This window comes from Photorhabdus viridis, from assembly GCF_040256935.1.
Taxonomy (GTDB): Bacteria; Pseudomonadota; Gammaproteobacteria; order Enterobacterales; family Enterobacteriaceae; genus Photorhabdus; species Photorhabdus viridis.
On record NZ_JBEJZY010000046.1, the window covers coordinates 14,650 to 36,967 of the forward strand.

General features: G+C 42.1%; 18 protein-coding genes and 1 pseudogene. 11 read left to right on the forward strand and 8 right to left on the reverse strand.

Annotated features, from left to right (window positions below; translation table 11 throughout):
- Positions 1-308 precede the first annotated feature (308 nt).
- Entirely contained in the window at positions 309-944 is a 636-nt protein-coding gene (locus ABR397_RS17970) for a LysE family translocator (RefSeq protein WP_350306926.1), read from the reverse strand.
- A gap of 4 nt (positions 945-948) precedes the next feature.
- The gene (locus ABR397_RS17975) at positions 949-1,761 is read right to left on the reverse strand and encodes a 2OG-Fe(II) oxygenase (RefSeq protein WP_350306927.1); all 813 of its coding nucleotides are present in this window, start codon (positions 1,759-1,761) and stop codon (positions 949-951) included.
- A 566-nt stretch (positions 1,762-2,327) separates the two neighbouring features.
- On the opposite strand from ABR397_RS17975, the gene ABR397_RS17980 reads away from it, so the two are divergent.
- The 6 genes from ABR397_RS17980 (at position 2,328) to kdsB (ending at position 9,139) form a co-directional block, all read left to right on the forward strand.
- On the forward strand, positions 2,328-4,664 hold the full coding sequence (locus tag ABR397_RS17980; protein WP_350306928.1) for a ComEC family protein: 2,337 nt from the start codon (positions 2,328-2,330) through the stop codon (positions 4,662-4,664).
- 35 nt (positions 4,665-4,699) lie between these two features.
- Positions 4,700-6,448, forward strand: coding sequence for a lipid A ABC transporter ATP-binding protein/permease MsbA (gene msbA / locus ABR397_RS17985; protein WP_350306942.1), 1,749 nt, complete (start codon positions 4,700-4,702; stop codon positions 6,446-6,448).
- Positions 6,445-7,455, forward strand: coding sequence for a tetraacyldisaccharide 4'-kinase (lpxK, locus tag ABR397_RS17990; protein WP_350306929.1), 1,011 nt, complete (start codon positions 6,445-6,447; stop codon positions 7,453-7,455). Before msbA ends, lpxK begins: the two co-directional genes overlap by 4 nt.
- A gap of 288 nt (positions 7,456-7,743) precedes the next feature.
- Complete coding sequence (locus ABR397_RS17995) at positions 7,744-7,959, forward strand: cold-shock protein (RefSeq protein WP_021325185.1); 216 nt, start codon at positions 7,744-7,746, stop codon at positions 7,957-7,959.
- Between the two features lie 247 nt (positions 7,960-8,206).
- A complete protein-coding gene (locus tag ABR397_RS18000; protein WP_350306930.1) occupies positions 8,207-8,386 on the forward strand; it encodes a Trm112 family protein in 180 nt (59 codons plus the stop codon).
- A gap of 3 nt (positions 8,387-8,389) precedes the next feature.
- The gene (gene kdsB, locus ABR397_RS18005; protein ID WP_350306931.1) at positions 8,390-9,139 is read left to right on the forward strand and encodes a 3-deoxy-manno-octulosonate cytidylyltransferase; all 750 of its coding nucleotides are present in this window, start codon (positions 8,390-8,392) and stop codon (positions 9,137-9,139) included.
- Positions 9,140-9,219: 80 nt separating this feature from the next.
- Here kdsB and elyC read toward each other — a convergent pair whose 3' ends face one another.
- Complete coding sequence (gene elyC, locus ABR397_RS18010; RefSeq protein ID WP_350306932.1) at positions 9,220-10,059, reverse strand: envelope biogenesis factor ElyC; 840 nt, start codon at positions 10,057-10,059, stop codon at positions 9,220-9,222.
- Between the two features lie 153 nt (positions 10,060-10,212).
- Between elyC and cmoM the strand changes: the two genes are divergently transcribed.
- Genes cmoM through mukB form a run of 4 tightly spaced genes read left to right on the forward strand, consistent with a single transcriptional unit; the run spans position 10,213 to position 17,465 of the window.
- Positions 10,213-10,998, forward strand: a complete 786-nt coding sequence (cmoM, locus tag ABR397_RS18015; RefSeq protein WP_350306933.1) for a tRNA uridine 5-oxyacetic acid(34) methyltransferase CmoM — start codon at positions 10,213-10,215, stop codon at positions 10,996-10,998.
- Entirely contained in the window at positions 10,995-12,317 is a 1,323-nt protein-coding gene (mukF, locus tag ABR397_RS18020; RefSeq protein WP_350306934.1) for a chromosome partition protein MukF, read from the forward strand. Before cmoM ends, mukF begins: the two co-directional genes overlap by 4 nt.
- A complete protein-coding gene (gene mukE / locus ABR397_RS18025; protein ID WP_350306935.1) occupies positions 12,298-13,020 on the forward strand; it encodes a chromosome partition protein MukE in 723 nt (240 codons plus the stop codon). Before mukF ends, mukE begins: the two co-directional genes overlap by 20 nt.
- Positions 13,017-17,465 carry a chromosome partition protein MukB gene (gene mukB / locus ABR397_RS18030; RefSeq protein ID WP_350306936.1) on the forward strand — a complete coding sequence of 1,483 codons (4,449 nt, stop codon included), beginning with the start codon at positions 13,017-13,019 and terminating at the stop codon, positions 17,463-17,465. The genes mukE and mukB overlap by 4 nt, the downstream gene beginning before the upstream one ends.
- A gap of 309 nt (positions 17,466-17,774) precedes the next feature.
- On the opposite strand, the gene ABR397_RS18035 is transcribed toward mukB, so the two are convergent.
- From ABR397_RS18035 to ABR397_RS18050, 4 genes are all read right to left on the reverse strand, one after another.
- Positions 17,775-18,662: a hypothetical protein gene (locus ABR397_RS18035; RefSeq protein WP_350306937.1), complete on the reverse strand. Its 888-nt coding sequence runs from the start codon at positions 18,660-18,662 to the stop codon at positions 17,775-17,777.
- Between the two features lie 261 nt (positions 18,663-18,923).
- Positions 18,924-19,160, reverse strand: coding sequence for a hypothetical protein (locus ABR397_RS18040; protein ID WP_350306938.1), 237 nt, complete (start codon positions 19,158-19,160; stop codon positions 18,924-18,926).
- 267 nt (positions 19,161-19,427) lie between these two features.
- Positions 19,428-20,318, reverse strand: a complete 891-nt coding sequence (locus ABR397_RS18045) for an N-acyl homoserine lactonase (RefSeq protein WP_350306939.1) — start codon at positions 20,316-20,318, stop codon at positions 19,428-19,430.
- 123 nt (positions 20,319-20,441) lie between these two features.
- Positions 20,442-21,137, reverse strand: coding sequence for a helix-turn-helix transcriptional regulator (locus ABR397_RS18050; RefSeq protein ID WP_350306940.1), 696 nt, complete (start codon positions 21,135-21,137; stop codon positions 20,442-20,444).
- Positions 21,138-21,325: 188 nt separating this feature from the next.
- Here ABR397_RS18050 and ABR397_RS18055 point away from each other — a divergent pair, with 188 nt between their 5' ends.
- On the forward strand, positions 21,326-22,195 hold the full coding sequence (locus ABR397_RS18055; protein ID WP_350306941.1) for a hypothetical protein: 870 nt from the start codon (positions 21,326-21,328) through the stop codon (positions 22,193-22,195).
- Positions 22,196-22,214: 19 nt separating this feature from the next.
- On the opposite strand, the pseudogene ABR397_RS25480 reads toward ABR397_RS18055, so the two are convergent.
- Positions 22,215-22,318 (reverse strand): annotated as a pseudogene (locus ABR397_RS25480) (IS982 family transposase); the annotation flags it as partial.

The following is a 22,318-nucleotide window of genomic DNA, read 5'->3' on the forward strand; positions in this document are numbered from 1 at the left end:
AAGTTATTGCTTATTCTAAACAGCACCTTTGGGTGCTGTTTTAGATTAATTTAGAACAAAGTGCTGATCAAAAGGTCAGCACTTTGTTCTAATAAAGGCTCATATAAAAGAGCTGATTATTATGTCAAGAAAACCTGCCCCCATAATCTTGTCAATCTGATGTGATTTCTTAAAAAACTTTTATGTTGGTTGAAAAACAGCTTATTTCGGCTGAGAAATTTGAGTACATTTTTAATTATGCCTGAGGATATCCATGAATTTCGGTTGGTCAAGAGTTTTATTTATTCCTCAGGCGCCGTGTTTCCTGCTTAAGAAAAATGCAGATTGAATAATGTTATTGAATATGAAAAGAAATAGATTCCAAGCATAATCAGAATGACTCCACTGGTATAATTAATAAATTTAACAACACGATGACTGAGCATTTTCCTGGAGAAAAATATAACTGCATTAATCAATGCCACCCAAAATATAACACCAATAATTGTACCTGATGCACCAATAAATAAACTATATTTATCTGATGTAATATTTTTGAGTTGAGCACTTACAGACAACCAGAAAATAACATTATACGGATTTAAGAGTGTTAATAATACACCATCAAAAAATTGCCTGTGATAGGGCTTTCGTATGATATTTCTATTTTCTTCGTTTTTCTTATTTAGAAAACTGGTAATACCAAACCAAATGACGAATAATGCACCTAAAAAACCCAGAATAGGCATAAAAATAGTATCAGAGAATAATTGTAATACTCCAGCACCTAAAAGTAATAAATAAATTATATCGGCAAAGCAAGCGCCTAAACCGAAAATCACGGCGTGAAGACAACTGATATTCAAGTGTCTGCGCATAATTTCTATATTTATAGGACCAACGGGAGCCGCAGCTCCCAATCCTAAAAGAAAAAACGTTCCTAATGTACTCATTACATCAACCATATAATCAATTCCATAGCATGAGATGTTTATTTAGAGATAATCCAATGAAGCTTTGTAATGATATTCTACACCCGTCGGAAAAACTACGAATGGCATGGGGTTTTCTGGTATTTATTATGATCAAATCTCCTTGCTCTGGTTTAATAAGGAAGGAAGGCGGAAGAGTGCCTCGCCAATTATTTTCTGCATTATCTTCGATTAACTCAGTGATAGGAATTGCAGGGACATCCCACAGTTCCAGCTCCCCTCCATTTACTGGCATTCTTATATATATATTTACCGAGAATTGCCCTAACAAATTGACTGATTGTTGTTGAAGGCCATCAAAATGAGGTTGTTTTTCAACCATGAAAGAGAGTTCGGGCCTTTTCATAACTCTGGCGATGCCAACGTGCATCTTTTTACCTTCAAAGTTTGCAATACTGGCGCCTGCGGACCAGACTTCATCTAACTCTAAACGCAATTTATCGAAAGGAGCCAACATTGGGGCACAGAAATTTCTGACATTTCTTATTGCGGATAACGCGTTCTCAAAATATTTTTTATAACTATCGCTATCTTTGGGTTTTCCAAAAGTCGTGTTGTAAGATGTACCAACCCTATCAACGCCATAATCCACAAAAATAGTTTTGTCTCCTTTTTTTAAATCATGTGCGTGAAGTTCCAAATTTTTGTGAGAAAGGAAAAAATCAGACAGCTTGTCTGAAATATGACTATCGACATATTTTTTTACATGAATTGCTAACACTTCATCATTAAATAGTCTAGTGAGATCATTCTCTTGTAAAGAATTAGATAAAATTATTTCATTTTTCATAAAAACCACCTTATTTGTATTTAACATGATTTCTGATGATTTTTCACATAAAAATAGAGTGTAAATAGTAATCTAATCTTATTTATGTTTAATCAATGAGATATTAATCACAAAAATAAGATAGTGATTTATGTAATTTTGCCAAATTAGCATTAAAGAATAGAGATAATACCTGATGGTAATGGTTTTTTATTTTACATATAGTTATCTTATTGTTTTACAGCCTTTACTAATGATTTCAAAAAACAACAAATTTAATGGTAATAATAAATAGATAATATAACTCCTTGATAGCTTATATTGCGCGTTTGTGTTTGTAGTACAGGCATGAATTCGCAGTGTATTTTATTCGATGTTTGTGCTGGATATAAAGAGAGAAAATAAAAATTAATATGCCAAATCCTGACTGTTTGCGAAGCTGCTCACATTTTTCTATGAAATTATTCTTAACTTAAAATTAATCTGCGAAGGTGTTTGATAATTCTTCTGATATCTCTGGCTACCTTTTAAATAAAAAGAAATACTTTGTTGAGTAAAATAAAAGGGTAAGGATAGGGTGAACAAGGATGCGGTTTTCAGTCTTGATAAACAAGATAACAATAAACGGGAAACAGCCTGTTCCGGTAATCAGTGTGAATCAGGCTGCGGTAGCCATTATTGCCGGTATTATACCCTTGCTTTTTCTGTCTGAATTACCGCAAAAACAGCAAATTATTGCATTGATATTACTGGCTTTATTCTGTTTGTTTTTGCCATCCTGTCTTTTCCGGATGGTATCAATTTCATTGCTGGCATTTCTTATCGGATGCTGGCAGGGAAATCATCTGCTCGAACAAATAATCTATCTTAGTGAGAAAGAGCGCTTATCGCAGGGAATTGTTGAGAGCTTGTCATTAGGTGATGAAGTCAATGAAGGAAAAAACAGGGTCCTTCTGCGTATTGTTGCAGATGAAAATAAAGTTATTTTCCCACCACTGTATATCTCTGCTTATTGGAATATTTCGCTTGAATCTCTGTGTGCCGGTCAAAAATGGCAACTAAAAATGAAATTACGGCCAGTTCATAGTCAGCTAAATCAAGCGGGTTATGATAGCCAGCGCAGGGCATTAGCTATCCGCCAGCCTCTAACAGGGAAAGTGATTCACGCTGAATTAATTGACGGGAAATGTAGCTTACGCCAGCAATTGGTCAGTCATATTGCTCCGGCTATGCGTGAGTTAAAACACAGCGGCATTGCAATGGCATTGGCATTCGGTGAGCGTCAATGGCTAAATAAACAGGATAACTTATTATTACAACAGACAGGTACGGCTCACCTTATGGCAATTTCAGGGTTGCATATTACCGTTGCCAGCATGTTTGGCTGGGGAATGGCAAGGTTATTGCAACTCTTCTTTCCGGTACGCTGGATAGGGCACAAATTCCCACTGATTACCGGCTGGATAGCGGCAATGAATTATGTCTGGCTATCTGGTTGGGGAATTCCGGCTATTCGCGCATTACTTGGCTTAACTCTCTGGCTCTATCTACGCTACAGAAATATTCTGTGTTTTCCTTGGCAGTGGGCATTATGGACAGCGGCAATTATTCTCTTATTTGATCCCCTGACCGTGCTTTCTGATAGTTTTTGGCTCTCCTTCTTTGCTGTGATGGCTCTGATGTTCTGGTTCTACTGGGCGCCGTTGACTGAACCATTTCGTTATGGCTGGAAGTGGCTATGGCTGCGTGGGTTATATATGCAAATGGGTATGATGCTGATGCTTATTCCCCTCCAGCTATTGTTATTTCATGGCGTTAATTTTGCCGCTTTATTTGCTAACTTTTGGGCTGTGCCAATTATCTCTTTTATTACTGTTCCGTTGATTATGCTGGCATTAATAAGCACTTTTTACCCTGTTATTCAGGCTTTATTATGGCAATTAGTCGATTATTCTGTGACCTTCTCTTTGATTCCTTTGCCAGTTTTGCAACAGTCATGGCGTGAAACTGGCCGTTTTCCGCTATTAATCACATTTATTGCCTGGTTTATTGTCATTATCTGGCGATTCGCCTGGTGGCGATCATACAAATTGCTGATTGGCATTTCTTTAGGGGTCATGCTCTGTTATCTGAGACGCAACGAAGAATATTTATGGCGGTTTTCTATGCTGGATGTTGGGCATGGGTTGGCTGTTATCATTGAAAAAGAGGGCAAGGCGCTGATTTTTGATACCGGTAATCGTTGGGAAACCGGCAGTATGGCTGAGAGGGTGATAATCCCTTATTTGCGTTGGCACAGATTAACGCCGGAGCAGATTATTATCAGTCATGATCACCTTGACCATACGGGCGGGTTAGCATTCTTACAACAAAAATATCCAGGTATTGCTGTGAGAAGTTCTTTAATTAATCAGCAACATCTTCCATGTATACGCGGTGAACAGTGGCTCTGGCAAGGGTTGAGCTTCCGAGTATTATGGCCGCCGGCAAGATCATTACATGCGGGTAACAATGAATCCTGCGTTATTCGTGTGGACGATGGTAAATATAGCCTGCTTTTGACTGGGGATTTGGAAAAGCAAGGGGAATATAAGCTGCTGGGAATAGAAAAAGAGAATTTAAGATCGACAATATTGCAAGTTCCACATCATGGCAGTAACACATCATCTACAGCTGCTTTTATTCATACTGTGGCGCCGCAATATGCATTGGCCTCTGTTGCACGCTATAGCCCGTGGCGGCTCCCTTCGGTCAAAGTGCAACGGCGTTATCGTAAGGCCGGGGCAGAATGGCGTACTACCGCAGTGTCCGGGCAGATAACCGGTTGTTTTTATGGCGATTACGTTGAAATTGTGGGCTACAGGCAACAAATTATGTCACGTTGGTATCATCAGTGGTTTGGTATTCGTGGTGATCATGAGTAGAATAACCCGCTATTTCTTTTGGTGTTGGTAACTCAATAATGAATGATAAAGACCTTTCTACCTGGCAGACCTTTCGCCGACTATGGCCAATCATTTTTCCTTTTAAGATTGGGCTGATAGTTGCTGCGGTTGCACTGATCCTTAATGCTGCCGGTGATACGTTAATGCTTTCATTACTTAAGCCTTTACTTGATGAAGGTTTCGGCAAAGCAAGCAGTGATGTGCTGAAATGGATGCCGCTGGTTGTGATTGCTTTGATGATTATGCGTGGGCTATCCGGGTTTGTATCAAGTTACTGTATCTCCTGGGTCTCCGGTAAAGTGGTTATGCAGATGCGTCGTCGTCTGTTCAGCCATATGATGGGGATGCCGGTGTCATTTTTTGATCAACAATCTACTGGGACTCTGCTTTCCCGCATTACTTATGATTCTGAACAGGTGGCCTCCTCCTCTTCCAGTGCACTGATTACCGTGGTCAGGGAAGGGGCGTCAATCATCGGCCTGTTTATCCTGATGTTCTACTATAGCTGGCAGCTATCTATGATCCTGATTGTGATTGCGCCGATAGTGTCATTAGTTATTCGTGTCGTATCGGGGCGGTTTCGCAGTATCAGTAAAAATATGCAGAACAGCATGGGGCAAGTCACCGCCAGTGCGGAGCAGATGCTGAAAGGGCACAAAGAAGTGCTGATTTTCGGCGGGCAGAAAGTAGAAGCTGAGCGCTTTAACACAGTCAGTAACCGTATGCGTCAGCAAGGTATGAAGATGGTTTCCGCTTCATCAATTTCTGATCCGATTATTCAGCTTATTGCTTCGTTTGCTTTGGCTTTCGTCCTGTACGCGGCAAGCTTTCCGGATATTATGGAAACACTGACCGCCGGTAAAATTACCGTCGTATTCTCATCAATGATTGCGCTGATGCGCCCATTGAAATCTTTGACTAATGTTAACGCGCAATTCCAGCGTGGTATGGCTGCCTGTCAGACTCTGTTTGCTATTCTGGATATGGAACAGGAAAAAGACGACGGCAAATTGGAGCTTAAAAAAGCGAAAGGGAATATTGAGTTCCGTGATGTCACTTTCTGCTACCCGACTAAAGAACTGCCGGCGTTACAAAATATTTCCATGTCTATCCCGGCCGGCAAAACTATTGCGCTGGTAGGGCGATCGGGTTCTGGTAAATCCACAATAGCCAATTTGATGACCCGTTTTTATGATATCAGCGCAGGTAACATTTTGCTTGATGGTCATGATTTACGGGAATATACGCTTTCCTCTTTGCGTAGCCAGGTGGCTCTGGTATCGCAAAATGTTCATTTATTCAACGACACGGTAGCGAACAATATTGCTTATGCTAGTGAAAACCAATACAGCCGCGAAGAGATTGAGAAGGCGGCAGAGATGGCCTATGCAATGGACTTTATCAGGAAGTTGGATAACGGTCTGGATACCATGATCGGTGAAAATGGTGTTCTGCTTTCGGGGGGGCAGCGTCAGCGTATTGCCATCGCGCGCGCCTTGTTGCGTGATTCGCCGATTCTGATTCTTGATGAGGCAACTTCAGCATTGGATACTGAATCTGAGCGGGCAATTCAGGCGGCATTGGATGAATTGCAGAAAAACAGAACTTCACTGGTTATCGCACATCGTCTTTCAACCATTGAAAAAGCGGATGAAATTCTGGTTATCGAAGACGGGCATATTGTTGAACGAGGTAACCACCCCTCTCTGTTGGAGAACAATGGGGTTTACTCACAACTACATCGGATGCAATTTGGGCAATGATTGAACGCATATGGTCAGGCCGTTCATGGCTTTATTTGCTGTTATTACCTTTTTCAGCCCTTTACGGGCTGATAAGCGGCTTACGGCGATTGAGTTATAAAGCCGGGTTGAGTCAATCCTGGAAAGCGCCTGTACCTATTGTGGTGGTGGGTAATCTGACTGCCGGCGGCAATGGTAAAACCCCGGTTGTTATCTGGCTGGTGGAACAGTTGCAGAAAAAAGGTTACCGGGTTGGTGTTGTGTCCCGTGGCTATGGCGGTAAAGCAGAAAATTATCCTTTGTTGGTGACGGACAAGATAACTACGGCTCAGGCAGGTGATGAACCTGTGCTGATCCATCGTCGTACTGGCGCACCGGTGGCGGTTGCGCCAAAACGGGTTAAAGCCGTAAAAGCGTTACTGGCAGATACGCCATTGGATATTATCGTTACTGACGATGGTCTACAGCATTATGCTTTACAACGGGATTTTGAAATCGTGGTCATTGATGGCGTACGTCGCTTTGGTAATGGCTGGTGGCTTCCTGCTGGCCCGATGCGTGAGTTATCCGGGCGGTTGAATAGGGTTAATGCCATTATTACCAACGGCGGTACTCCTCAATCAGGCGAATTATCAATGACATTAGCCGGCAGGCTGGCGGTGAATATGGTTAGTGGTGAAAAGAGAGCTGTGCATCTCATACCTCACGCTGTTGCTATGGCAGGAATCGGGCATCCACCACGGTTCTTTGCTACCCTGCAACAGTTGGGGGCTGACTTGCAAAAAGAGCATGCATTTGCCGATCATCAAATGTACACCGAAGAGCAGTTGAGTCATCTGGCTGATACAAACCAGAATTTACTCATGACGGAAAAAGATGCTGTTAAGTGCTTTAAATTTGCCCGGTCAAATTGGTGGTATTTACCGGTAGATGCCCAATTACCCGAGGAAAAAGGGCAGGCAATGTTGAATAAAATAGATTCATTATTGGAAGCAAATTCAAGCCGTTCTCCTCTTACCAATTCATAAAATTTCAGTAATTATTCCAGATTTATTTGATTTTTTGTCATTGTTAAATGATATTAAAACGATGCATTGTGGATGAACAACCGTTGTGTGAACTTGGTTCAGTCATCGGCAATGTTAGCAAGGATACTTGTTGTTTGTATCCATTCTTAAACAAATGTGCTACTCGAATTAAGTGTATTTTAACGTATTGAAACTGAGACGAGGTTCTATTCGAAAACTTAATAAAGGGTAAAAACATCAAAAACAATAAATTAAATTATTGTGAGATGAGCAAATGGGGGATTTATCATGACATTACAATTAAAGATGGGCCGAGTGAAATGGTTTGATGAGAATAAAGGATATGGTTTTATTTCTCCACAAGATGGGGGACAAGACATATTGGTCAGAAGAAAAGCGATTGCTAATACAAAAAGCAAATCACTCACAGAAGGACAAAATGTAGAATTTTCAATTACTCGCAACGGTTATAGCTTAACTGCAACCGATGTCATTGCATTTTAAGACTTCATCTCATTAGATTATTTTATTTGTTGTTCTTTATGATTAAAGAGAGAGCTAAATCGGTTCTCAGACAAAAGCATAACATCTACTGAGATAGTTCTGAACCTTCACATTTCCTCTATCTGGATCTTTGTGAATGATATTGGGAAAAGGATCGAAAGATCAAATAACAAGAGTTAACGGTGACACCAGGCTTATGTTATTCTGAGCCGCATCAAATGAAAGCTCCATAATCTGGGGGATGTATATGGATCACCGTTTACTCGAAATTATTGCTTGCCCTGTATGTAACGGCAAGCTCAGTTACGATAAAGAGAATTTTGAACTTATCTGTAAGTTGGATCGATTGGCATTTCCTGTGCGTGACGGCATTCCCGTTTTGTTAGACCTCGAAGCCCGTGAATTACCTCTGGATGAGGGAAAATAAGGCATGTTCACCGTTATTATTCCTGCCCGCTTTGCTTCTACCCGTTTACCCGGTAAACCATTAGCTGATATTCATGGTAAGCCAATGATTGTGCGGGTTATGGAGCGCGCCATGCGTTCTGGCGCTGAACGGGTTATTGTGGCAACTGATAATCACGACGTTGCTGATGCGGTTGCGGCTGCGGGTGGTGAGGCTTGTTTGACTAACGAGAATCATCATTCTGGTACTGAACGGTTAGCAGAAGTTATTGAAAAATATCAATTCTCCGATGATGAAATTATTGTCAATGTTCAGGGTGATGAACCATTAATTCCTGAAGAGATTATTAAACAAGTCGCAGAGAATCTGGCGGCTTGTAAAGCCGGAATGGCAACTTTGGCGGTGAAAATTCGTGATGCGGAAGAAGCCTTTAACCCTAATGCGGTGAAAGTGGTGATGGATAAACAGGGTTATGCCCTCTATTTCTCCAGAGCGACGATTCCCTGGGAACGTGACCGTTTTATGCAATCACGGGAAATGATTGGCGATAATTTCCTGCGTCATATTGGTATTTATGCCTACCGCGCGGGTTTTATCCGTCGTTATGTGCAATGGGCGCCAAGCCCGTTAGAGCAAATTGAAATGCTGGAACAATTGCGGGTACTTTGGTACGGCGAGAAGATCCATGTTGGTATTGCACTGAAAGCGCCGGGTGCGGGGGTTGATACGCCAGAAGATTTAGCCGCAGTCAGGAAAGTTTTTGCTGAGATCTAATGACTTATTTGAGCTCATTCTTGGGTTAACGAAAGCGCCTCATTTTATTACTATTTGCGCTTTCGTTTCTCCATGTTATTTCAAGGTGTGGTTTGCGGATCATTTACCGGTTGAGCATGCTCTGATGTTTGTGGGGGTTCTGAACTTTTCGACGGTTTAATACGCTGCCAGATAGTACCTAAAGTTTCATACCATACCCGCTCTGAATGAGAGAGGAAATAAGCAGAGGGCAGGTATTTTTCCCAGGGATGTAAAGAGGATGTGATTGCTAATTGATTTGCTGGGCCGGGAATGGGGTTCAATCCACGTTGTTTAAAGAAAGTTATCGCCCGCGGCATATGATTGGCGGAGGTGACCAAAATAAAAGAGCGCTTGCCAATCAATTTTTCAACCTCATTCGCTTCTTGCTCAGTGTCCACGGGTTTTGTCAGTGCGATAGTATCTTCTGCGGGCACGCCCAGAGATTGTGCTACTATAGCGGCGACTTCCGCGTTGCTTTTAGCATTTACTCCCAAACCGCCGGTAAAGACCATTTTAGCGCCGGGGTTGAGGCGATATAAACGGATGCCTTCTGTTACCCGCGGCAAACTGTTGTTGAACAGGTTTGAACTGGGCGCCCAATTTGGGTTATAAGTGAAGCCGCCACCAAGAACGACGATATAATCAACCGGTGAATTGATATTACTGGGATCAGGTTGGTAGGCTTTAGCGTAAACCGATTCCAATGGTAACAGTAGCTTATCGGCAACGGGTTGTAGACTGAGCAGAAGCAGAGCAAGCCAACTGAACGTCAGAACCGTTTTCCCTGTTTTTTGCCAACAGGTAAACCACAACAGGAATAAGGCAGCAAGTGAAATCAGTAATATTAATGGCAGAGGCATTACCATTGCACCCAGGTACTTTTTAAATAAAAATAGCATTTATTTGCCTTAATTTGATTGAATTATAGCCATATGGCCCACGATTTGTAGTCAAAAGTGGTTATGCCAATGAATGCTGTGCCAAAATAGCAGCTAGCATAATGAAATCTCAACAGATAAATCAGATCTATTCCATTAGTGAGGCAGTTTTTCATGCGGGATCGCAATTTCGATGATATTGCAGACAAATTCTCTCGTAATATTTACGGCACAACCAAAGGTAAAATCAGGCAAGCCGTTGTCTGGCAGGATATCAGCGAATTACTGGCTCAATTACCACGACGTCCACTACGTATTTTAGATGCGGGTGGCGGTGAAGGGAATATGGCATGTCAATTAGCTGAACTGGGTCATCAGGTGATACTTTGCGATTTATCAGAAGAAATGATCCAACGGGCAAAGCTGACCGCTGAAGAAAAAGGGGTCAGCCAAAATATGCAATTTATACAAAGCCCGGTACAGGAAATTAACCAATATATAGAACAGCCGGTAGATCTGGTATTGTTTCATGCAGTACTGGAATGGATTACCGATCAGAAATATGCAATAGAAGTGTTAACGAATATCATTAATCCTGGCGGCGCTCTGTCTTTAATGTTTTACAATGCCAATGGCTTGGTCATGCGTAATGCTATTTTAGGCAATTTTCATTTGGCGACCCCCAATATGCCGCGTCGCAGAAAACGTTCACTGTCTCCTCAGAATCCGTTGGCGCCTGAACAGGTATATCAATGGCTTGATGAATTAAATATGGTGATTACTGGTAAAACCGGTGTGCGTGTTTTTCACGACTATTTGCAAAGTCGCCAATTACAGAGCAAGAACTTTCCAGCGTTACTGGAATTAGAGCAGCGTTATTGCCGACAGGAGCCTTATATCAGTTTGGGGCGTTACATTCATGTAATGGCACGCAAGCCAGCGTTAAAGGATGTATTATGAGTGAATATTCCCAGACTATCCCGGAACTGGTGTCTTGGGCCAGGAAAAATGATTTTTCCATCTCCTTGCCGGTGGAAAGGCTGGCTTTTCTGATGGCAATCGCGGTATTAAACAGCGAGCGTCTTGATGGTGAGATGAGCGAAGGGGAACTGATTGACGCTTTTCGTGAAGTTTGCAAAGGATTCGAACAAACTGCGGAATCCGTCGCGGTGCGGGCTAATAATGCTATCAATGACATGGTGCGCCAGAAACTGCTTAACCGTTTTACCAGCGAACTGGCCGATGGCAACGCAATCTATCGCTTAACACCGCTTGGCATCAGTATCAGTGACTACTACATTCGTCAGCGGGAATTTTCTACCTTACGCCTCTCTATGCAGCTTTCGATTGTGGCAAATGAGCTGCACCGGGCGGCAGAGGCGGCGGAAGAAGGGGGAGATGAATTTCATTGGCATCGCAACGTCTTTGCGCCGCTAAAATATTCTGTCGCGGAAATTTTCGATAGCATTGATATGTCCCAACGTCTGATGGACGAACAGCAAAACTTCGTTAAAGAAGATATCGCAGCGTTGCTGAATCAAGATTGGCAAGCAGCGATTGCTAACTGCGAACAATTGTTATCAGAAACATCAGGGACATTGCGGGAGCTGCAAGACACACTGGAAGCGGCGGGCGATAAGCTACAGGCCAATTTGCTGCGTATTCAGGATGCGAATATGGGCAGTGGAGGATCAGAACTGGTTGATAAACTGGTATTTGATTTGCAAAGTAAACTGGACCGTATTATCAGTTGGGGTCAGCAGGCGATTGACTTATGGATCGGCTACGACCGCCACGTTCACAAATTTATCCGTACCGCGATTGATATGGATAAAAACCGTATTTTCTCCCAGCGCTTACGTCAATCAGTGCAGCACTATTTTGATAACCCGTGGACCCTCACCGTTGCCAACGCAGAGCGTTTGCTGGATATGCGTGATGAAGAACTGGCGTTACGTAATGAGGAAGTGACCGGCGAACTGCCGCTAGAACTGGAATATGAAGAATTCAGTGAAATAAACGATCAACTGGCAGCCATGATTGAAAAAGCCCTGTTGGTATATCAGCAGGAGCAACGCCCGCTGGATTTGGGGACGGTGCTAAGAGACTACCTTGCTCAACATCCGCTTCCCCGTCACTTTGATGTGGCGCGTATTTTGGTGGATCAGGCTGTGCGGTTGGGGGTTGCAGAAGCGGATTTCTCTGGGTTGCCAGCGGAATGGTTAGCGATTAATGATTACGGAGCCAAGGTACAGGCACATGTCATCGACACATATTGAACAATTTATGCCGGTTAAACTGGCACAGGCGTTAGCCGATTCACTTTTCCCGGAACTGGACAGCCAGCTGCGCGCGGGCCGTCATATCGGGATAGATGATCTTGATAATCACGCTTTTCTGATGGATTTTCAGGAGCAATTGGAAGAATTTTACGCCCGCTACAATGTGGAGTTGGTCCGTGCACCGGAAGGCTTCTTCTATCTGCGGCCCCGTTCGACCACATTGATCCCCCGTTCGGTACTATCAGAGCTGGATATGATGGTAGGCAAAATCCTCTGTTATCTCTATCTCAGCCCGGAACGGTTGACTAATCAGGGGATTTTTACCTCTCAGGAACTGTATGAAGAACTGATCTCACTGGCTGATGAAGGCAAACTGATGAAGTTTGTCAACCAGCGTTCTTCTGGTTCGGATCTGGATAAACAGAAATTACAGGAAAAAGTGCGCACGACGCTCAACCGTCTGCGTCGCTTGGGCATGGTCTATTTCCTGCCGAATGACAACAACAAATTTACCATCACTGAGGCGGTATTCCGTTTTGGTGCTGATGTACGCAGTGGCGACGATCCTCGAGAAGTACAACTGAGGATGATCCGTGATGGTGAGGCAATGCCGGTTGAAGGCAGCTTGTCGCTTGATGACAGTGAAAATGATGAAACACCGGATAACTCAGCAGAAGGTGCGGGAGATGAACAACCATGATTGAACGCGGTAAATTTCGTTCGCTGACGCTGGTTAACTGGAATGGTTTTTTTGCCAGAACTTTTGATCTTGATGAACTGGTGACCACCTTATCAGGCGGCAATGGCGCGGGTAAATCCACCACGATGGCGGCATTTGTCACAGCGCTGATCCCTGATTTGACGCTGCTCCATTTCCGTAACACCACCGAAGCTGGCGCCACTTCCGGTTCCCGTGATAAAGGTTTACACGGCAAGCTGCGTGCGGGAGTCTGTTACTCAACCCTGGATGTGATCAACTCCCGCCATCAGCGGGTGGTGGTTGGGGTGAGATTGCAACAGGTGGCGGGCCGTGACCGAAAAGTTGATATCAAACCTTTTATGATTCAGGGCTTGCCGACCGCTATCCAACCCACTCAGCTACTGACTGAAAATGTGGGTGAAAGGCAGGCGCGTGTATTGCCGTTGAATGAACTGAAAGACCGTCTTGATGAAATGGAAGGCGTGCAGTTCAAACAATTTAGCTCCATCACGGATTATCACGCGCAGATGTTTGATTTGGGCGTGCTCCCCAAACGCCTGCGTTCAGCCAGTGATCGCAGCAAATTTTATCGTCTGATCGAAGCTTCTCTGTACGGTGGTATCTCCAGTGCGATTACCCGCTCCCTGCGCGATTACCTGTTGCCGGAAAACAGTGGTGTCCGGAAGGCATTTCAGGATATGGAAGCCGCATTGCGCGAAAACCGCATAACGCTGGAAGCCATTCGGGTAACCCAATCTGATCGCGATCTGTTCAAACATTTGATCACCGAAGCGACTGCCTACGTTTCTGCCGACTATATGCGCCATGCTAATGAGCGTCGTACTCATCTGGATGAAGCGTTAGCATTGCGTGGTGAACTGTTTGGCAGCCATAAACAACTGGCGACTGAGCAGTATCGTCATGTCGAAATGGCCCGCGAGCTGGCTGAACAGAGTGGCGCCTCTTCTGATTTAGAAACTGATCATCAGGCTGCCAGTGACCACTTGAATCTGGTGCAGACCGCCATGCGCCAGCAGGAAAAAATCGACCGTTATCAGGTGGATCTGGAAGAGTTGTCTTACCGTCTGGAGGAACAGACAGACGTTGTCGAAGAAGCAGGAGAGCTTCAGGCTGAAGATGAAGCCAGAGCGGAAGCGGCGGAACAGGAAGTGGATGAACTGAAAAGCCAGTTGGCGGATTACCAGCAGGCGCTGGATGTTCAGCAAACCCGGGCTATTCAGTATCAACAGGCATTACAAGCGCTGGAACGCGCCCGTGAGTTTTGCCGGTTACCGGATCTTTCCGTTGATAACGCAGAAGAATGGCTGGAAACCTTTCAGGCTAAAGAGCAGCAGGCGACAGAATCCCTGTTGGTGTTGGAACAGAAATTAAGTGTTGCTGATGCGGCTCATAGCCAGTTTGAGCAGGCATATCAACTGGTTAAAAGCATGGTTGGCGAAATCAACCGCAGTGAAGCATGGCAGAATGCCCGGGAATTGCTGCGTGATTGGTCATCACAGAGACATCTGGCGGATCGCGTTCAGCCGTTACGCATGCAGTTGGCTGAATTGGAGCAGCGCTTGAACAACCAACAAAATGCGGAACGTGTATTAAGCGAATTTTGTAAACGTCAGGGACAGCAATATCAGGCCGAAGATCTGGAAGGATTACAAAATGAACTTGAAGCTCGGCAGGAAGCGTTAAGTTTAAGTGTTAATGAAAGCGGTGAGCGTCGTATGGAGATGCGTCAGGCGCTTGAACAACTGAAACAGAAAATTCAATCACTGACTGCCCGTGCACCGGTCTGGCTGGCTGCGCAGGATACCCTGAATCAACTGTGTGAACAGAGTGGTGAGACGCTGGCAAGCAGTAATGACATGACTGAATACATGCAGCAGCTGCTTGAGCGTGAGCGTGAAGCCACGGTAGAGCGTGATGAAGTTGCGGCGCAAAAACGTGAGCTGGAAAAGCAAATTGAGCGCCTCAGTCAGCCAAGCGGCGCGGAAGACAGCCGGATGATTGCCTTGGCAGAACGTTTCGGCGGGGTGTTGCTGTCAGAAATTTATGACGATATCACCATTGATGATGCGCCTTATTTCTCGGCCCTGTATGGACCGGCGCGCCACGGCATTGTGGTGCCGGATCTTTCCCTGGTACGTCCACATCTTGAAACGCTGGAGGATTGCCCGGAAGATCTCTACTTAATTGAAGGGGATCCGCAATCCTTTGATGACAGCGTATTTAATGCCGAAGAGCAGACTAATGCGGTGCTGGTTAAATCTTCCGACCGCCAATGGCGTTATTCCCGTTATCCTGAATTGCCGCTGTTTGGTCGCGCTGCCAGAGAAAACCGCTTGGAAGCCTTGAACCTGGAGCGTGATGCCCTGGCAGAGCGTTATGCCACGCTCTCTTTTGATGTACAGAAAATTCAGCGTGCGCATCAGGCATTCGGTCAATTTGTGGGTAAACACTTGTCGGTGGCATTTGATACCGATCCGGAAGCCGAAATCCGTGAACTGAGACAGCGTCACACGGAACTGGAACGTGAAGTGTCCCGGTTTGAAGATCAGACTCAACAGCAGCGTCAGCAATATGCACAGGCGAAAGAAAGCCTGACGACATTAAACCGCCTGATCCCTCAAGTGACTCTGTTACTGGATGAAACTTTAATTGATCGCGTAGAAGAAGTGCGCGAAGAGCTGGACGAAGCGCAGGAAGCGGCGCGTTTCCTGCAACAACATAGTTCGGCGTTGACAAAACTGGAACCGATGGTTGCGGTTTTGCAAAGTGATCCACAGCAACATGAACAGTTGCAGCAGGATTATGAAACCGCCAAACACAGTCAGCATCAGGCTAAACAACAGGCTTTTGCGCTGGTGGAAGTCGTACAGCGCCGTGCGCATTTCAGCTACAGTGATTCTGCGGGTATGCTCAGTGAAAATGCGGATCTGAATGACAAACTGCGTCAGCGTCTGGAACATGCGGAATCGGATCGCAGCCGCGCCCGTGAACAACTGCGTCAACAGCAAGCGCAGTATTCCCAGTTTAATCAGGTGCTGGCATCCCTGAAAAGTTCCTATGAAACCAAACAGGATATGCTGAAAGAGTTGTTACAGGAGATGAAAGATATCGGTGTGCAGGCGGATGCGAATGCTGAAATTCGTGCTCGCGAGCGTCGTGATCGACTCCATGAAGCACTCAGCGCTAACCGTTCCAGAGTCAATCAGCTTGAGAAGCAGATCGCCTTCTGTGAAGCGGAAATGGAAAGCGTGCAGAAAAAACTGCGGAAACTGGAACGCGATTACTATCAGATCCGTGAACAGGTGGTTTCTGCTAAAGCCGGCTGGTGCGCAGTGATGCGGATGGTGAAAGACAATGGCGTTGAGCGTCGCCTGCACCGCCGTGAACTGGCGTATATGGAGGGTGGCGCGTTACGTTCCATGTCGGATAAAGCGTTGGGTGCGTTGCGTCTGGCGGTGGCTGATAACGAACATCTGCGTGATGCTTTGCGTTTATCGGAAGATCCCAAACGGCCTGAACGTAAGGTACAGTTCTTTATTGCTGTTTATCAGCATCTGCGTGAACGTATTCGTCAGGATATTATCCGTACTGACGATCCTGTTGATGCCATTGAACAGATGGAAATTGAATTAGCCCGTCTGACGGAAGAGCTGACAGCCAGAGAGCAGAAATTAGCCATTAGTTCGAAGAGCGTGGCGAATATTATCCGTAAAACCATTCAACGTGAGCAGAACCGAATCCGCATGCTAAACCAAGGGCTGCAAGCCGTTTCCTTCGGACAAGTCCGTGGTGTGCGGTTAAATGTGAACGTGCGTGAAAGCCACGCGCTATTGCTGGATGTGTTGTCTGAACAGCAAGAACAGCATCAGGATCTCTTTAACAGCCAGCGATTAACCTTCTCGGAAGCAATGGCAAAACTTTATCAGCGCCTGAATCCTCAAGTGGATATCGGTCAACGCTTACCGCAAACCATAGGTGAAGAGCTGTTGGATTATCGCAACTATCTGGAACTGGATGTTGAAGTTAACCGTGGATCGGATGGCTGGTTAAAAGCAGAGAGTGGGGCGCTATCGACAGGTGAAGCGATCGGTACCGGCATGTCGATTTTGGTGATGGTGGTACAGAGTTGGGAAGAAGAATCCCGTCGTTTGCGTGGTAAAGATATTTCCCCTTGTCGGTTGTTATTCCTTGATGAAGCGGCGCGTTTGGATGCTAAATCTATCGCTACCTTGTTTGAACTATGTGAGCGCCTGCAAATGCAGTTAATTATCGCCGCCCCGGAAAATATCAGCCCTGAAAAAGGGACCACTTATAAACTGGTGCGTAAAGTGTTTAAAAACCACGAACATGTGCATGTGGTTGGGCTGCGAGGATTTGGACAGGATGTGCCGGCAACCCAATTGATTTCAGATGCTACCGCTTAATTAAATGGATGCTTTACGGTAATTGTAAGTAACCTGAGGTTTGCTTAAGAAGGGAACTTAGTGCCTGAGGCATGATCAAAGTTTTTGCTAGATAAAACAAAATCGTGGAGATCCTCAGGCATGTCTAATTTAGCAGTCGGTCATTAATCTGGACAGGGTGTTTCAAAATTTCTTCCAAAAACGGGTAAAATTCCCCCGCTTTAAAAGCAAATTACAGGCGGCGGGACACGTCGTCTCTGCTCATGGAGGCCTGCGTAAATCCGTTGCACCAACGGTTGCGGCCTGAGAAGTGGGAAGCCTCGCCGTTTTTTACGGCGGGGAGCAGCCACGTGTGTATTTCTGCCATAAGTCTGGGTCTTTATCCCATGGTGCAATGGTTTCTTTACCATTCTCATAGAAATGAATTCTTCCGGCTAATCTTGCTCTATTTCGGTAGGCATAACGTAGTTCGGAAGCGGTAATTGACTCACCGGGTCCTGCTTCTAAAGGGGTAGGACCTTTTATTTTATTCACAACTTGTTCAATATTCAGGCCATCAAGAATAAAATGGATCTTTGTTCTCTGATTACTTGCCGCCATTTCTATACCCAGCTTACTTCCTCTTTTCCAGAGTAATCTGGGAGCAGAATTTCCTCCTTGTATATGCCATGTATGATAATAATCAGAATTATATTGACTGGCTGTTTCTTTAAATATGTCAGCAATATTAAATTTTTTATTTCTAATCCCTGCTTCAAAATAATCATTCCATAATGGATACTTTTCTATTTCTCTTGAGGAAATCTTTTCCCGTAGATCATTCTTGACTTTAATATCTTTTGCATATTTCTCGGGGTTTTTCATAAGATTTTGTAGCCTATCTTTTTTGAAATTATTTATGAAATTTAGTAACCTATTGGTTGAAGTTTTCTTTACATTACTATTCAAGATAATCATCGATACGCCATTGTTATAAACATCTATAATCATTGCAGCATTTTCTGGTTTGTCTTGATTAAATTCAGGATTAGTTTCTTTTATATACTTTCCTCTTTCAAGCGCCAGACCGTAAAATAGATCTCCATTACCTTTATTATAATTATCTTTCGGGAGTCTATGTCTGTTGTTTTCTCTGTTTGTCACCTCGGGATCAATAGGATTTTCCGATGAGAATGAGGGTCTTTTTTGCCTGTCGTTTCTACTATATTCGTATACCATAATTATCACCTCTTAGTTTCGAGTAGGAAGTATATTGTTAATAGATAATATATTAATAGACTGTATTTAATTCAATAGCTTAAATTTACAATATAAGATTGAGTTTTTTGTCTTATTATTTAACTGGTTGTATTTGATAGTAAAATTATAAAAATAGATGCTTAATTAAAATACATTTTCAGACTTATCTTATTTTTTCATAAACTTCTTTTGGTACAGTAAAAATAGGACTAATCAGAAAAATAATAAAATAGATGGATTTTAGTTTATATCAATTGTATTTCCCACAGTAACATTTACCGAAACTGTAGTTGATATTGTATTTTTGAAAAAGCTTTTTCCGGTGCCACTACCACTGGCTTTACTATTGCTTTTTCCTGTCTCAGAAAGAGTTTCACCACACATGACAAAACGACTTCTTAAATCTGGCGTTCCATTATTACCATCACAAAAAGCCCAGCCGGTAGGAGCATGAGTACCGGAGAACATCACAATCATTCCTTTTGGGAATAGATTATCGGGATCAATACTGATTCCTCTATCGTCTATCTTAATACCATTGCCCGCTTTAATTTTTACACTTAATCCATCTTTATCTGATTTTAAGCCGCCATCAGGGTTAATTTTTATTACCTGTGTATAATCATCACTTGGTTTTAAGATAAGGAGGATGTCAAAGTGGAGTTCTGTTTCATCACGAAGAGTGAAAGTGGATTACAGTAAGCTCCGTATGAAAAATAGAGCTTAAAGTAATCCAATGATCGTTTATGGCTTAATAACTTGATCTTCAATCTTAAATTTGAATAATGCATCCTCATTTAAAGTTCTTGGTAGTAGCATTTTAACAATAGGCAAAAATTTACCTGTTGCGTCTTTATAATCACGCTGATCTTTTTGGGCATCAGCTAAACCTGAATTTTCTGAATAAAAAAGGGCTTCAATAGGTAATTTATTAGGATCATTTTCTTCCCAGGTTGAAATTCTGATTTCATTCTGTTTTGGTGGAGTATTAGGAGTACGTGGAAGTTTTTTGATACTTTCTAGCATTTGATAGAAAGCTATAGCTGGATTATTTACATCTTTAGTAACATTAAATCCACATTGAAAAAGATCTTGAGAGTTTACTTTCCTATAATTTTTTATCCAATCATCGGAATTCATCACATTTTGTTCTTGGCAAGATTTACCTTTACCTTTCGACTTAGTAATATTTTCACCACAACCTTGATTCGCTCTCTCATTTGTATAGCCATCAATAGGAAATGCACACAAAACAGAAAAATCGACTCTATCTTTAGGGGCTATATGTTCAGGAAAAACAATAAATCCATTTTTAGATCCATAAGCTAAACGTTTAAATTTAGCGTCTTTCCTTAAATATGAAAAAGAAACACCACCACTTTTTATAGATGTTGGGCTAGGTTGCCAAAATTTATAATCATTTGAATGTGTAGTGCCCCGCAATATAACGCCAGAGCAAAGAAAAGCAGGTGATTGAGCATCACCACAATCTTTAACGGTATTATTATATTGTTGGGTTAATATATTAACGATATCATTTTGTACATTGGTTTTATTTTCCGTTTGCGTGAAAGCAACAGTATTTGCTGAAAAAAAGGCAATACTAAGGAGCAAACCTACGATAGGCTTTTTCATAAAATCCTCACTTAATTTAAATTATGTTAATTGAAATTAAATCGTTTTTTATTCACTTCCTAGTAGAGTTTTTCACTATTTTTTTTATATCACAACTATCAGATTTGATAGTAAAACAAGGCTTCATAATTCTATTTGGCCATTTTCAATGGCCTTTATTATGGCTGCACCTCTAGAGTTAACATTAAATTTTTCTCTAATTTTTTTAAAATGAAAATTAATATTCGCTTCTGAGCAATTAAGTATGCGTGATATCTCCCATGTTGTTTTTCCAATTAAATACCAAGAACAAACTTCTTTTTCTCTTTCACTTAATTTAATGTTATTTTTTTTGTTTTTTAAAGTAATTAAATAATGTAGTATTATATCTCTTAATGCCATTAGTTGATTGAAATTCTTATTTATTATCCTTATATAACCCTCTTCTTCGCAATAAAAAGATAAAGTTAAAATTCCAAATTCATGATTAGTTCCATGCATAGGAAAAGATATGCCATGGTTTATTCCATAACCTTTTATTTTATAGAAAAAAATTGATTTTTTTTCTGGTTTATTGCAATCCCATATGAAAGGGATAGTGTTTTTTATACAATATTCAAAAATGGGATTTTTATTGATATATTTTTCTTTTTGATATTTTAAGGCTAATTGATCATTGTTGGTAATGAAATTTGCCTCTTTAATATTATTTTTAGTTGAAGAGTAAAAGAGAGAGTACCATTCTATATCAGTAATAGATTGAATGGTTTTAATAACAAAATGAAGATCATTAAATTCCTCAACAACACAATCCGAATAAAATTCATATAAATTAATCATAATTTAACCTGAGTATTGTTTAATATTTTAAAATATTAATATTAAGACTAGTCCAATAATTGACTAGAACAACTATCAAATTTGATAGTTGTGATATAAAAAAAATAGTGAAAAACTCTACTAGGAAGTGAATAAGAAACAATTTAATTCCAATTAACACACTTTAATTTAAATTAAGTGAGGATTTTATGAAAAAGCCTATCGTAGGTTTGCTCCTTAGTATTGCCTTTTTTTCAGAAAATACTTTTGCTTTCACGCAAACGGGAAATGAAACCGATGGACAAAACGATATTTCTAATATATTAACTCAACAATATAATAATACCGTTAAAGATTGTGGTGATGCACAATCACCTGCTTTTCTTTGCTCTGGAGTTTTGATGAGAGGGACTCGGCCTGGATTTAAATTTTGGAAGTTAAATCCATCTTCTATAAAAAATAATGGAGTTTCTTTTTCATATTTAAGAAAAGATGCTAAATTTGGCAATACATTTGCTAGCGTTAATGGTTTTATTCTTTTTCCTGAACAGATGGCCCCTGAAGATAAGGCTAAAATTCCTGTATTATGCTCCTATGTTCTTGATGCAAATACTTGGGGGCGTCAGGGAAATTACTGTGGTGCACCGCCTAAACCTTCAGATGGAAAATCATGCCAAGATTTTGGTGTTTTCACAGCTCATCAATTAAATAAAGCCATTGCAAGAAAATCTGCATGGGGAATCTGTGCATTTGATGTTAGACCGACGGCTAAAAATCCAGCAGATGCTTTTTATCAAACATTACTTGCAATGCCTTATCATGGTAATGGTTTAAATTATAATGAGATAGTAGTTCAACCTTGGGATGAGAATAAGCCACAAACAGTACCTATTGAAGCCCTTTTTTATTCAGAAAATTCAGGTTTAGCTAATGCACAAAAAGATCAACGTGATTATAAAGATGCAACAGGTAAATTTTTACCTATTGTTAAAATCACATTACCTAAAGGTATAAATGTAAAACAGGCAACAGATGCTGTATTTACATTTGACCCTAAAGATCAAGTTGTGAGTCAGTAGTATAATATCTTAGTTAACCTCAGCTTCGTTTAAAAATAGCTATATCACAATCCCGTAAATTCAAGCTCGGTTTTTTAGGTTGGAATGTATAAGCAATTAGGCCAGCGACGATTTCCAATAAAA

Excerpts from the sequence above, each read along its gene's own strand:
- ABR397_RS17970 (WP_350306926.1), bottom strand. The coding sequence starts at position 944 with ATGGTTGATGTAATGAGTACATTAGGAACGTTTTTTCTTTTAGGATTG.
- ABR397_RS17975 (WP_350306927.1), bottom strand. The coding sequence starts at position 1,761 with ATGAAAAATGAAATAATTTTATCTAATTCTTTACAAGAGAATGATCTC.
- ABR397_RS17980 (WP_350306928.1), top strand. The coding sequence starts at position 2,328 with ATGCGGTTTTCAGTCTTGATAAACAAGATAACAATAAACGGGAAACAG.
- lpxK (WP_350306929.1), top strand. The coding sequence starts at position 6,445 with ATGATTGAACGCATATGGTCAGGCCGTTCATGGCTTTATTTGCTGTTA.
- ABR397_RS17995 (WP_021325185.1), top strand. The coding sequence starts at position 7,744 with ATGACATTACAATTAAAGATGGGCCGAGTGAAATGGTTTGATGAGAAT.
- ABR397_RS18000 (WP_350306930.1), top strand. The coding sequence starts at position 8,207 with ATGGATCACCGTTTACTCGAAATTATTGCTTGCCCTGTATGTAACGGC.
- kdsB (WP_350306931.1), top strand. The coding sequence starts at position 8,390 with ATGTTCACCGTTATTATTCCTGCCCGCTTTGCTTCTACCCGTTTACCC.
- elyC (WP_350306932.1), bottom strand. The coding sequence starts at position 10,059 with ATGCTATTTTTATTTAAAAAGTACCTGGGTGCAATGGTAATGCCTCTG.
- cmoM (WP_350306933.1), top strand. The coding sequence starts at position 10,213 with ATGCGGGATCGCAATTTCGATGATATTGCAGACAAATTCTCTCGTAAT.
- mukF (WP_350306934.1), top strand. The coding sequence starts at position 10,995 with ATGAGTGAATATTCCCAGACTATCCCGGAACTGGTGTCTTGGGCCAGG.
- mukE (WP_350306935.1), top strand. The coding sequence starts at position 12,298 with ATGTCATCGACACATATTGAACAATTTATGCCGGTTAAACTGGCACAG.
- mukB (WP_350306936.1), top strand. The coding sequence starts at position 13,017 with ATGATTGAACGCGGTAAATTTCGTTCGCTGACGCTGGTTAACTGGAAT.
- ABR397_RS18035 (WP_350306937.1), bottom strand. The coding sequence starts at position 18,662 with ATGGTATACGAATATAGTAGAAACGACAGGCAAAAAAGACCCTCATTC.
- ABR397_RS18040 (WP_350306938.1), bottom strand. The coding sequence starts at position 19,160 with ATGATTGTGATGTTCTCCGGTACTCATGCTCCTACCGGCTGGGCTTTT.
- ABR397_RS18045 (WP_350306939.1), bottom strand. The coding sequence starts at position 20,318 with ATGAAAAAGCCTATCGTAGGTTTGCTCCTTAGTATTGCCTTTTTTTCA.
- ABR397_RS18050 (WP_350306940.1), bottom strand. The coding sequence starts at position 21,137 with ATGATTAATTTATATGAATTTTATTCGGATTGTGTTGTTGAGGAATTT.
- ABR397_RS18055 (WP_350306941.1), top strand. The coding sequence starts at position 21,326 with ATGAAAAAGCCTATCGTAGGTTTGCTCCTTAGTATTGCCTTTTTTTCA.